Annotated in this window: 13 protein-coding genes; all 13 read left to right on the plus strand. The window is 54.3% G+C overall.

The genetic code is table 11. From position 1 onward, the window contains the following. The first annotated feature begins 20 nt into the window (after positions 1-20). The 13 genes from ACE1BR_RS22045 to ACE1BR_RS22105 all read left to right on the plus strand — a co-directional run bounded on the left by ACE1BR_RS22045 (position 21) and on the right by ACE1BR_RS22105 (position 12,321). The gene (locus tag ACE1BR_RS22045) at positions 21-410 is read left to right on the plus strand and encodes a hypothetical protein (RefSeq protein ID WP_374874085.1); all 390 of its coding nucleotides are present in this window, start codon (positions 21-23) and stop codon (positions 408-410) included. Between the two features lie 66 nt (positions 411-476). Continuing rightward, positions 477-920, plus strand: a complete 444-nt coding sequence (locus tag ACE1BR_RS22050; RefSeq protein WP_374874087.1) for a hypothetical protein — start codon at positions 477-479, stop codon at positions 918-920. Beyond that, a complete protein-coding gene (locus tag ACE1BR_RS22055; RefSeq protein WP_374874089.1) occupies positions 920-1,549 on the plus strand; it encodes a hypothetical protein in 630 nt (209 codons plus the stop codon). Before ACE1BR_RS22050 ends, ACE1BR_RS22055 begins: the two co-directional genes overlap by 1 nt. An 11-nt stretch (positions 1,550-1,560) precedes the next feature. Beyond that, positions 1,561-2,220, plus strand: coding sequence for a DUF6682 family protein (locus tag ACE1BR_RS22060; RefSeq protein WP_374874091.1), 660 nt, complete (start codon positions 1,561-1,563; stop codon positions 2,218-2,220). A gap of 2 nt (positions 2,221-2,222) precedes the next feature. Beyond that, positions 2,223-3,062 (plus strand): prophage tail fiber N-terminal domain-containing protein, encoded by an 840-nt coding sequence (locus ACE1BR_RS22065; RefSeq protein WP_374874093.1) that lies wholly within the window; start codon positions 2,223-2,225, stop codon positions 3,060-3,062. Next, the gene (locus ACE1BR_RS22070) at positions 3,055-6,072 is read left to right on the plus strand and encodes a hypothetical protein (RefSeq protein ID WP_374874095.1); all 3,018 of its coding nucleotides are present in this window, start codon (positions 3,055-3,057) and stop codon (positions 6,070-6,072) included. Before ACE1BR_RS22065 ends, ACE1BR_RS22070 begins: the two co-directional genes overlap by 8 nt. 154 nt (positions 6,073-6,226) lie before the next feature. After that, the gene (locus tag ACE1BR_RS22075) at positions 6,227-7,837 is read left to right on the plus strand and encodes a hypothetical protein (protein ID WP_374874096.1); all 1,611 of its coding nucleotides are present in this window, start codon (positions 6,227-6,229) and stop codon (positions 7,835-7,837) included. Continuing rightward, positions 7,834-9,207, plus strand: coding sequence for a hypothetical protein (locus ACE1BR_RS22080; RefSeq protein ID WP_374874098.1), 1,374 nt, complete (start codon positions 7,834-7,836; stop codon positions 9,205-9,207). Before ACE1BR_RS22075 ends, ACE1BR_RS22080 begins: the two co-directional genes overlap by 4 nt. A gap of 68 nt (positions 9,208-9,275) precedes the next feature. Next, complete coding sequence (locus tag ACE1BR_RS22085; RefSeq protein WP_374874100.1) at positions 9,276-9,635, plus strand: hypothetical protein; 360 nt, start codon at positions 9,276-9,278, stop codon at positions 9,633-9,635. A 77-nt stretch (positions 9,636-9,712) separates the two neighbouring features. Continuing rightward, entirely contained in the window at positions 9,713-10,279 is a 567-nt protein-coding gene (locus ACE1BR_RS22090) for a hypothetical protein (protein ID WP_374874102.1), read from the plus strand. Between the two features lie 10 nt (positions 10,280-10,289). After that, positions 10,290-10,670, plus strand: a complete 381-nt coding sequence (locus tag ACE1BR_RS22095; protein WP_374874104.1) for a hypothetical protein — start codon at positions 10,290-10,292, stop codon at positions 10,668-10,670. Beyond that, positions 10,670-10,909, plus strand: a complete 240-nt coding sequence (locus ACE1BR_RS22100; protein ID WP_374874106.1) for a bacteriocin — start codon at positions 10,670-10,672, stop codon at positions 10,907-10,909. Before ACE1BR_RS22095 ends, ACE1BR_RS22100 begins: the two co-directional genes overlap by 1 nt. An 11-nt stretch (positions 10,910-10,920) precedes the next feature. Next, positions 10,921-12,321: a hypothetical protein gene (locus ACE1BR_RS22105; RefSeq protein WP_374874108.1), complete on the plus strand. Its 1,401-nt coding sequence runs from the start codon at positions 10,921-10,923 to the stop codon at positions 12,319-12,321. Positions 12,322-12,403 lie beyond the last annotated feature (82 nt).

Consider the following 12,403-nt stretch of genomic DNA (forward strand, 5'->3'; position numbering starts at 1 on the left):
ACCAGATAAGGAGCCATATCATGGCCAAGATTACCCTGATCGCCAAAGCGTACCGCTGGTTTGTCGGTGCCTTCGGCAACCTCTCTATTTCCCCGACCTTGGTGGCCAAGCTGGCGGCTGTGCCGTCCGGTGATGTCATCGCGTTTGGTGACAAGGTGGAGCCCAACCTGAAAGTGGTTGGTGTGACGTTGTTCAGCAGCGCGTTGGGCGCCAGTACCACCATCACCGCCAAGATCGGCGCAACCACCATCATCAACACCGAGGCGACGGATAAGGCGGTGGCCACCTATTTCCCTGTGGACGACCTGATTACCGATGTGGGTCAGGAAATCAGTCTCATCGTCGGCGGTGGAGCGGCGACTGGTACGGTCAAGCTCAAGCTTCATTATGAGGTGATCGGCAACCTCTAAGGCAGTCAATCACACCATGCCCGGCCACGTGCCGGGCCTTTTCATTTCAGGATTGGAGATATTGCCGTGAGCGACAAAATTGCTGTGGTTTATATCGGCGACAAGCCGAGCAAGAAAGACACCGTCACAGGTTCCCGCCTGGTGTTCCCGCGCCACACTGCGGTTGATGTGGAGAGTCATATTGCCATGCAGCTGCTGGAGTTCCCTACTGTCTGGATCCGTCATGACGCGTTGGCCGATGAGCTGGATCGACAGGAGGATATTGCCCGACAGGCAGCTGAAGAGGCAGAGCGCTTGGCTGCCGAACAAGCTCGTTTTGCCGAAGGGCAGAGTTTCGTGGTTGGCGAGATGGATTTGGGCAAGATGACCTCAGCCCAATTGGCAACGCTGGTTGAGGGCGAAGACCTTGCCATTGAGTCACAAGGCGCAAAAGAGAATGTTGGCGACTTCCGTGTGCGCGTGCGTGACGCTCTGAAAGCCAAGCAGGTTGCTGGGCAGGGAGGTGAGTAATGGTACCGGTGCTGGATAGCCGCCTGGTCAGTCCGGACACCCTGATCCCGCTGGTTCGCCAGCGGGTTTCTGGCCCACTCGATAGCATCATTCGGCAGGCCATCATTCGTGCTGCCATCGACTTCTGCAAGCGTAGCGCCCTGATCCATCTTGAGCGCCAGTTTGATGAGGTGCTCGAGGGCCAGACGGTGAGCTTTGCCAAGATGAGCTGTATCAACCGGCAGGCACGCCAGTATGTGCGAGAGCCACAGGTGACTGGCTCCGTGATCCACCGCATCACATCGCAAGGTGTACCTCTGCAGCCAGGGGTTGACTACCATGTCCAGTCTGCCGAGTCGATCAGGTTTCTGGTTACGCTACAGAACGTGTGTGTCATCGGTGCTATTGAGCCGTTGCTAACAGCAACGCTAATCCCCGCGGCCTTGGTTGAGGATTATGCCGAGGCGATGGCAGATGGCGCTGCAGCCATCTTGCAACTGCAACCAGGTAAGCCGTGGGCAAGCCCTGAACTGGCCCAGCTGAATAAGGCTCGCTTCAACGAGGCTGTTCGAGACGCTCATCGTTTCCGCATTGAGCAAACCTCCAACGCTCAGATCCAGAACCCGGTGCGCCGTCGTCAATTCTTCTAGGGGGTCACCACATGACAACCATCAAGGCTTTGCTCGAGCGGGTCTCTATCGAGCTGACCGATACAACCAGAGTGAGTTGGTCCGCGGCAGATCTAGTGAGCTACTACAACAGCGCCATCGCCGCGATTGCCAACTACCGACCAGATGTGTTTGCTCAAACGCAGGAGTTCACCTGTGTCGCTGGTACTCGCCAGGTCATGCCTGCTGGCGCGGTCAAACTTATCGAGGTGGAGCGAAACACGGGAGGACGCAAGATCCGGTTTTTTAAACGTGGTGAGCTTGATGACCTAGATCCGGAGTGGATGACCGCAACGGGCGCTACATCGGCAGAAGCCTATCTTCATGAGCCTACCAACCCTCGCACCTTCTGGCTTTATCCGGGGGTGGTAGCTGGCGTGAAGGTGGATGTTGTGCTCAGTGCCCTGCCAGCGTCGGTTGATGTGGCACAGGTGGAGTCTGGAGCCGCTCTGCAAGTTGATGACACCTTCCTGACCCCCTGCATGGACTGGATTATCTACCGCGCCTATCTGCGCGACTCTGACGATACCGCCAACTCGGCCCGAGGTCAGCTTCATCTGCAAGCGTTCGCCCAATACCTGGGGATAAAGCTACAGATGGAGCGTGCCGTTATTGCCGTGCGTGACGAGAAGTTTCAAACCAACCAGGGGTAACCATGATCCGTATCTTTGGTGTTATCACCGACCCTGCGGGCGAACCAGTACCCGGGGCAATCATTGAACTGCGAGCGCTAAGTAGCACCAGGGAAGTACTTGCGTCATCGGTGCTGATCCGCAAGTGCGACAGATTGGGGAGGTATGATTTCAACTTGGCAGTAGGTGTCTATGATGCTTATGCCCAAAACGATCGATGTGGTGACCTCGATTATTTAGGTACTGCCATTGTTAGAAGTAATACGTCCGATGGTGATTTAAATCACATCCTGGATGAGATCAGCGTCGATTTGACGCCCCCGGTGTTGGTGGCTGCGCTGGAGGCGATGTACCGGGCGGAAAGTGCCGCTAATAAAACAGATCAAGACAAGCAGCAAACTGCAAAAGACCGTCAGGTTTCAGGTGAGTTGGCCGGTGAGGCTCAGGGTGCCGCCGCTGATGCCAAGCGCTCTATGCATGAAGTTAAAGCTATTGCTGAGATGGTTGAGTCACTGCCGCTTGGTAATGGCTACGTATCGGAATCTATCACCCCAGCAGGAGATACCGCGATACTGGATTTGGCTAAGGCCACCGTGTTTCGAGTTACCTTGAATGCCCACATTACACACATTGTCTTTACTAACGCATCTGGTGAAGAGGGCTCGTCTCGTTATGCCACCCTCATCTTGCGCCAAGGAACTGGTGTAAACCTGGTCTCGTGGCCGAAAAATGTCCGCTGGTCCTATGGCCACCCCCCGGTATTGTCTTACGAGAAAGACGGTGAGGATTGCATCACCTTGGTTAATTTTGGGACAGATGCTCATTGGTATGGTTTTTTGACCGGAGGCTGGATCCATGTTTAGCGCATTGAGTGATGGCCGTATAAATAATGCGTTGAGTCTGATGGCCGGTCACCAGCGCTGGGTTGAGCGAAACACTGGGCTAACTAATGATCCCCACCAAGACCATTATATTCAAAACCCTGATGGGGTTTTGGCGAATAACCGGCACTTTATCGCTGATACCCAAATGGAGTATCAGCCCAATGGGGATGGTACGACAGAAGGCCAAGCGATCCATATTTTGGGCTATTTGCACGCTTACTTGGCGACAAATAGAACAATGTATCTGGACAAAGCAATTTGGCACTGGGATGCCTACGTAAAGTATTTCTATCGAGGGCAATCTATTCCAGAAACACCACAACGGTGGATCTGTAACTGGATTCTGAACTCGAAACAGCCGTGTCTGGCTAATTATCCAGTAGATCCAAAAGAGCCGACACACGGCGGATTTAAGTGTGTGCCGCTGGAGTTTCGTAATGGTAAAGCCCAGATACCACACGGAGCCCCGTTCTGGGGGGAGTGGTTGGATGTGGTCACTTATGCACATCGTGGACATATGACCTGGGGGGCCATCAACGCCAGCATTCAGACTATTAGGGAAGACTGTGAGGGGAAAATTGATTGGCAGAGAGTCTATGACGACTTTCGCCTGTTCGAGGCCAAGGAGCCATACAATCCCATGGCTTGGATCGACTGGGCTAGTTACCTAGGGTATCCGTCTTACACGGTAAACTGGGGAGGGGACGCGAGTCGTGGTCAGACACTGCCATTCTCTTGGATGGTGGCATGGACGAACAACAAGATTGGTATCGGGCGCGGACCTGATGATCAGCTATGGGACGGTAACATTATCGAGACGGGAATACCCGACTCGGAAATAGGCACGATCCAACTACAGGACACCACTATCAATGGGGTCTACCTAGTGAACTATGCCGTGCGGTTGCCGGTGGAGCTAGGTGGCTACATGTTTGAGCGTAATGAATGTTGGCACAACCGCCCGGTACACACTCCTTTCTTGGGGGGCGTTGGCCAATTGGGCAATGCGGCCGATGCTGAGGTTTGGTTTATCGATGCTTGTTATATGCTCTGGCGTATTACGGGTGAGGAGCATTACAAGAAAGCCTTAGAATCGGTTTTCTACACCGCCCACGAGTACACCTATATCGACGCCTTGGATCGGTTCTTCCGACAGTCTACGGTCTCGGAAACCCCGTTTACAGACGGTATCTCTTACTCCTTCAGTTACCCTGAGCTAACCAAGATCGAGTACAGCCGTGACATAGACGGCTATATCGTGGTGAAGGCCGGTGAGGCTAGTCAGCACTACTTGGAGCAGCAGTCGATTTGGTATCGGATCAACCGTAACTCCAAGCTGAAAGTGACCTACGGTGGGGTAGACGAGGGCGGTAAGCCTATTCGGTTCCGTCCCATGCTTAATCTCCAGGCTGAGAAAGAGGACACCGGTAAAGAAAACTGGTGGGTAGGGGCGTTGCCGGACAGTCACGCAGAACACCCGGTGGAGTATGTCATTCCACTGAGTAAGATGTGTCTGCTGAATAACGAGCGTACAGGTGAGGAATACATTGTCGCTGATAAGCGAGCTATCACCGACTACGGTGGCTGTATTCCTAACGCTCATTTCGAAGCCGATGTGCTAGGCGACCGCGACGTCATGGTAGTTGAGGCTGAGTTCCCGGATGACGATGCCGGCTTTATCGTGGGTTTCTGGTTACAGGAATCCCAAAAAGCTCCGCTGGAGCAGATAGTTTATCGCTCCGATGCCGAGTTTGACTTACGTATCGTGGACGATCAGAAGTGGCGCTGGTACTGGATGCTCCCCAACACCGACGGTCAGTGGGTTACGTTCACTTTGGACAAAACCAAGATGGTACTGTCTGGCTGGCAGCCGGATCACCCAAACGACCCAAGTCCGAGCAGTCCAGACTTCACCACGGTAAATCAGGTAACTATTCTGCTGGAGAACAGCAGTGACAAAAACAAGCACTTTGCTTACTACTGTATTAACGATATTCCGCCTCTGTTTGACAAGGATGATGGCTGGACCATTACTTTCCGGGGGGTGATCGCTGGCGACCAGGCTTGGTCTGCCAAAGTGGGCGACTGTTGCATGATCGACTACCGGTTGGACTCGCTCAATTATTGCCCGGGAGTTATTCCTTTTTCTAACATCTACTCTGATGAAAGCCCCCAGATCAACGGATGGCACGGTATGCCTTACCCTGGGTATCAGTGGCCCATGATGTATTGCATCCAGAGGGACAACACCTATGACCTGTGGCTGCAGAACCAGATAGAGTTCCTGTTCGATAGCCAGGAAGCGTATTTCAAGCAGGTGCAAGAAATGGGGCCTGGCTGTGCAGCTTATATCTGGGATCGCTGGGACACACACAAATATGGCCCCCCGGATACTTGGACGACTTTCCACTGGGGTGACGGTAAGCCATGGGCTGGTTATCAGCCACGCGCCTTTATGGCCGCAGCTCGGGCTTGGTATGAGCTCACGCTACGTAACAAAGCGGTACCAGAAAAGTTGAAGCGTTACGTGGAACGCTGGATCACTTGGTTAGTCGCCTTTATCAAGAAATCGGGTGGCCACACGCCCAACGAGTTTCCCACTGCGCCTAAGCCCCCAGTATGGGTTCCTGACGATTTCACTGGTCACATGTGTGGACTTTGGCTTGCTGGTGCTTGTTACTCAGCGCTTGCCGGGAGTGTTGTGGCTGAACTCGACCATTTGATTGAAGCCGCGGCGGGAGAGTTGATGGATGAGTATGACATCACCCATATTCCAGGGCATCCGATGAATGGCTGTTGGTCTCCGGCGTTACGCCTCGATTCAGACAATGGTATGGCCTTCGGATTTTACTCTGGGGAAATCTTCCGTGGGTTAAGTTTGTATGTGATCTATCGTAAACACGGCGCTGGTTACAATATGTTTAGCCGAGCTGCGCTGAGTGATGCCAATGATGCCTCGCTTGGTCCAATCTCTGTGGCGATACCGTAGCGAATACCTCGCTTCTCGCCAGATAAAATGGCGTTACTCGGACGAGCAACTCATGGCGCTGCTTGTTCAAAATCGTCTTTAGCGTTAGGATTTTCCCATTCTAGCCCTGCTCTACCGAGTGGGGCTTTTTCATGTCTGCTTGTCGAGAAACCTCATGCCACTCATTGATATCGTGACTATGCGAGGCATGGTGCCGCGTGTAGAGAACCATCTCCTTCCTGATGAGGCTGCAACGTTGGCACAGGACTGCCAATTTGAGCGCGGTGTGGTTGAGCCAATCTTTGCTGACAAACAGGAGGGATCCGCATTCCCTGTCACGCCAGCGACGCTGTTTCATTACTATGGCGATCATTGGTTTACCTGGGACAAGCTGGTAGAGGTGATGCGGTCTCCCATCGCGCAGGATCAGTACAACCGGGTGTACTTTACCGATGGCGATTTCCCCAAGATCACTTATGACGCCATAGCCACTGGCGGTAGCAGCAAGCCTACCAGCTGGTACCGTCTTGGCGTTCCTGCTCCCGCTACTCCGCCTAACATGCAGTCCGTTACGCCACCAAGTGGAGGCAAGGATGATGACCCTACCGACGACGAGACAAGGTTCTATGTAGAGACCTATGTGAGTGGCCTTGGTGAGGAGGGTTCCCCTGGCCCTGCCAGCGGCAAGATCATCATTACTATTCCTGGCTCTACCGTTGTCGTTGGACTATCTCCGGGACCTACCAACAACAGCAATATCACCCGTCGTCGTCTATATCGGACTGTCTCTGGGGGCGGGATGGCTGACTATCTGCTGGTGGCAGACTTGCCGATCGCTACGGTGACCTATAGCGATAGCAAGAAGGAGGGAGAGCTAGGGCCGGTGCTCGAAACCTATGGCTACGCGATGCCACCAGAGAAGATGCGTGGCATCTGCCAGATGGCAAACGGCATTTGTGCCGGGTTTGTAGCTAATGCGGTGCTGTTCTCTGAGCCATACCTGCCTTATGCCTGGCCGGAGAAGTACAAGATGACCACGGAGCACGACATTGTGGCGATAGCGGCCATCGACACAGCGCTGGTGGTTGGTACGAAGGGTTACCCTTACCTGTTCCAGGGCGCGTCACCATCATCTATCACCGGCCAAAAGCTCTCATCTGTGCAACAGGCGTGCGTCAGTGCTCGTTCAATGGTGGCCCTCGATGGTTTGGTGCTCTATGCCTCTCCGGATGGGCTGGTTGGCATCGGTGCTGATGGTGGGAATCTAGTCACGGAGGGCATCATCACTCGCAAGCAATGGCAGGCTATGCGGCCAGATACTTTGCGAGCTTGGTACAGCGAGGGCAAGTATGTGGCACTTACCGATAGTCATGGGTTTGTGTTCGACCCTAAATCTGGCGATCTGCGCTGGTTGAGCGGGCGATGGGATGCAGCCGTTCCAGATATGCAGCTCGATGCGCTGATGTTGGCCAAGGGGGCTCTGTTGTACCAATGGCGTGGCGGCAGCGTGCCGCTCTCAATGCGTTGGCGATCCAAGGAGTTTGTCTTACCGCCGGGCGTTCGTCTTGGGGTTGCCCGTCTGATGGGAGAGTCTCTTGGGTTGGTAGGGTTTGCGCTCTGGTTGGACGGTGTGAAGGTGTTTGAGCTGGCCATTGGGGCTGTTCCCGAAACCGCGTTCAGGCTGCCCCCGCTACGAGGCCGTCGTTGGCAGGTTGAGGTAACGGGTACTGCAGCAGTAGAGCGGATCATGCTGGCGGGGAGTGTCGCGGAGGTGTCTGCAATATGAGCGGCGCATCATTTCGAGCAAGCAACACCCAGCAGGGACTGACAGAGAATATGCAGATCCTGACTGGGCAGAAAGGGGACCGGCTGGATAAGGCTTTAACTCTGCGGGAAGCTGCATCCCTTGGGATGGTTAACTTGCGACGCAATGGCTCTGGCCAGATTGTACCTGAGCTGCCACCGGCAAAGCCGACAGACCCTGAGTGGTCTGGAGTGAAACCACCTGTTGCACCAACTAACGTGACAGCTGACGGCGCATTCCATACCATTACGCTGACTTGGGATATTCCGGGTTACAAGGGGCACTCCTATGCCGAGATCCTGCGCGCTGAGGTTGATAACCCATCTAGTGCAATAGCTATAGGAACAACTCTCGCCAATGTTTACTCAGATGCTGTCGGCAAGGGCTTCTCTGCCTTCTACTGGGTGCGTTTCATCAACAAGAATGGGCTGACAGGGCCATTTCATAGCACTGCAGGCTTGCGTGCAGCTACTAGCCCTGATGTCGATGAAATAATCGCATCAGCAACAAACTTCGCTATCTACAACCCGGCCAAACCTAACGAAAAAGAGATCGTCTTTGGCGTTACCGATGATGGCAAGGTGGCCATCCGCGAGGCTGTCATCAAGGCGGCGACAATCCAGATTATCCATTCCGAGAAGATCACTGCCGACTATATCAAGGCGGGGGTAAGCATCAGTGCCCCGCTGATCACTGGTGGCCAGATCGATATGGGCAATGCTTTTATGGCTGGAGGATCGGCAGGTTTTGGCAAGGGTGGTCCCTATGCGGCGTGGGGATGGGGGTGGCACTCCATCATCTATAGCGATGGTAGTATCTACACCAATCGGCTGAATGCAGAGGGTGGCTATGTCAAAAACATGGTCATAGGTAACTGTACTATTGAGCAGGACTGCGTTATTAAGGGAACGGTGTACGCGAATAGGATAGTGGGTGATGTATCTATTACTAGGCCATTAAGCCTGTACGGAAATAATAGTGGATTAAATATAAATGTTGCTGCCGCATCAATGAAAAGGACGTTGTTTTTATCTAATTTTGGCATACTTGGAATAAACAATACGGTTAGTTCAATCAATAATACTTACCTTGGGGCGGAGGTAAGAGTTAACTCTGCTCTAGTCTTTTCTGAAGGGTTCAATGTGTCAGTTGGGGCTCAGTCGAGCTTTGTTATGACAAAAAGTGTATCAATTGAAATACCTGAGAATACTAGTGCTTCAATTTCTGTTGTTGGCGTTAGTGGTAGCGGTAGCGGGCTCATAGCGAAGGCTGTTCCATTCTCTGTTACTCCAGATCAGAAAACTGCACCGGTCGGTCAAGTTCATTTATTTAAGTCTGGCGCATCGCTATAATGACCGGTAATTAGTTGTGATACTGGCCATTTAATTCTGTTGTTTTCCAAGAAATATAAAGCGATAACATGATTAAAGAAATTGTCCGTATTTCTAACGACACTGATAATCGTAATTTATCCGCCGAACTGCAAGACGCCATCCGTAACCGGGTGGCGTTTTTGTTTGTGCGTGGCAATGACGGTTTCGTCTTGAAGCCGGTCAGCGAGCATGGCTCTACCGGCGTGCTGGTGTGGGTTGGCTGGGGAGAAGGTGGTGCGCCAGAGCGCCACCTGCCGGAGGTCAGGCGGTTGGCCAGGATGATTGGCGCACGCTGGCTGCGCTTTCATTCGGTACGCAAGGGGTGGCTCAAGGTTGCACCAAGAATGGGGTGGGTGCGTCAGGCAGATGATGCAGACGGGTTTTATGTATTTCAGATCAACTTGTGAGGTGAGCAATGGGGAAGGGCGGCGGGTCTAACGAAATCCAAGAGACGGAAGCCCAGAAAGCGGCTGCTGGTGTGGCTATGGAGCAATGGGACCTCTACAACTCCGATTTAAAGAAGTATGAGGACATCTTCATGGACAAGGTGGATGGCCTCAACAGTGACAAGGAGTACGACAAGCTGGCTGGCACAGCGGTATTGGGCACAGCCAAGACCTTTGGCGATGCTCGCTCCGGCTTGGCTGACTCCATGGCTGCTGGTGGGATTGACCCTACCAGCGGTCGTTACCAGGAATCAATGGAGGGGTTGGAGACAGATCAAGCCCTGAGCCAGACCGATACAACTAACCGGGCTCAATCAAGTCAGCAGGACAGATATGTGGCTGGTCTTAAGGACGTGGTGAGTCTCGGCGCTGGCCAGAAGGCGGAGTCTCTGGCTGGCATGGGGGATGTGGCCAATACCAGCTTGCGCAAGGCCTCCAGTGACGCACAGGACTCATTCTTGAGTCAGCAGGCTACCGCTGGCTTGGTGGGTACGCTCGCTGGTGCTGGTACTGCATACGGACTCAAGGCGCTGAAAGCACCAACGGCACCCGCGAGCAAGAAGATCAGCCCGACCGCATCAGTGCTGCAGGGCAAGGGCTATTAGGGGGTAAACGATGGGATACGCCGCAGATACATTCGCTCGCATCACCCGCGAGAGTTATCAGGACTGGAAAGCACGCTTCTATCCCAAGCAAAAGGCGCTGATGGATCTGGCCACCAACGGTAAGTTGCTGCAAGACCAGCTTGGCCGGGTGGATGAAAACAACGCCAATGCCCTGCGCTCTGCTCAGCAGGCCACGGCAAATCGAAATGCCCGTATGGGGGTGGCAGCCCCACAGGGTTCTAACGACAACAGTCAGGGGCTGCGGATGGCCTTGATGACGGCAGGTACCGAGAATGGCCTGCGCGAGCAGGAACAGGCGCGCCAGATGGGGATCTTGACCGGTGCGGATGCTGGTCTGCGTGAGGCAATCAAAACCGGTGGGGGGGTGTGATGGGGTACGGGATCTTGGACATTGGCGCCCAGACACGCCAGCAGGGGATGATGGGGCTGCGTGATGCGGCCAATCGTGAGCAGGATGTGGAGTTGGCGAATCAGAACCTCAAGACAGCTCGCAAAGGGCAGACCATGAACTCCATCGGTGCTGGAGCTGGGATCGGCGCCATTGTTGGTGGTCCCGTGGGCGCACTGGTGGGTGGCGGTATTGGTTTTCTGGCAGACAGCCTGTTTTAAAGGGGAACGTGATGAGCGTATCAGGATTGGCAGACGGCTTTCTGGCTGGTTTCAATACCATGGACCGCTACCAGCGTGGTCAGAAAGATGATGAACGAGCAGATCAGGCCATGGGTTTGCGTGATGCCATGTGGCAGAACGCGCAGGATCGGCAGAAGGTGGAGGATGAGCGTTATCAGGGGGCCCTGGAATACAGCAAGGAGCGCGATAAGCTGGCTGATACTCGCTACGATCGACAGCTCGCTTTGACTGAGCGTCAGGTGAAATCGTCCGAGGCGCGTGCCAATGCTGCAGAGCGCCGTGCGACTGCGCAGGAAGCCCGTCAGCAACAAGAGTATGAGTGGCAGAAAGAGCTGCGTAACAAGCAGCTGTACCAGCAGGAGAACCTGCCCATTATCCAGTCTGGTTGGCAGGCTGTTGCGGATGGCAAAGACCCAGGCCAGCAGTTCTGGAACGTGGTGCGCGATCCTCGCGCTGGATCATTCAACCCTGAGCGCTACCTGCAGCAAGATTATGCCGAGGCAGGCAAGACTTTCGTCACCTACGCAGGCAACCTGATGCGCCAGGCTCAGGAAGGAAAGCTCGACCCGGCCACCCCAGAAGGGCATGCAGCCGTCAATAACCCGCAGTTTATCAAGGCTGCCGGTACGCTCTATCAGGATGAGGTCAATAAAGGGGTGGGTGATATCGACCCGGACAGCGGTAAGACCATCACCGGCAAGCGGTTGAGCAACATTATGGTCACTCCAGACGGGCGCGGCGTGGTGCTGGGTGTTGAGGTTACCTATGACGATGGCAGCAAAGATGTGCGCCCAATCACCAATAACCGCACCTCTGCACCCGATGATCACCCCAAGGTGATCCCCATCAATGACTTCCTGAAACCGGCTTACCAGCGGGCAGCTCTAGCCAAGCACATGATCGGCAATGCCGACCAGCTCCGAGCCTCTCTGGGTCTGACGGCTGGTCCTGATCAGGCCGGTTACAAGAAGGCGGTCACTGATCTTGAGAAACAGCACGGGCAGAACCGGGCTCGCATTTCTTCCAGCAATGCAGAGGATAAAGATCTGCAGTTGGAAGCTCTGGATAGCCAGTTGGAGCAGAGCAAGGCTGCGTTGGCTGAAACCTATGGCATGACTGTGAAGGCAGATATGCCTAACCAGTCGGCGCCACTCAAAGAGTGGGCTGGCGGAGATCCAGATCGCCTTCAATTCATTAAAGAGGCAAACCAGCACGGCAAGCTGAGCAGCCTGATGGAGAGCCCGACGCGGATGAACACCGCATTTGAGATGTGGCGACAGCAGGCTGCGCAACAGAAGAAGGCCGAGCAGGCTACAGTGACCGCCACCCGGCTGCGCGATATCGAGATAAATGCCTATCGGGCAATGAGTTTGGCTCAGGCCCGCCAGTAGTTGCCTTTCCACACCCCCAGCGTTAGCATCTTCCCATAGTCGGCCAGTCTGCTTATTGGCCAGCATTCCCCATATCAAGCCC

This window comes from Aeromonas sp. MdU4, from assembly GCF_041929505.1.
Lineage (GTDB): Bacteria > Pseudomonadota > Gammaproteobacteria > Enterobacterales > Aeromonadaceae > Aeromonas.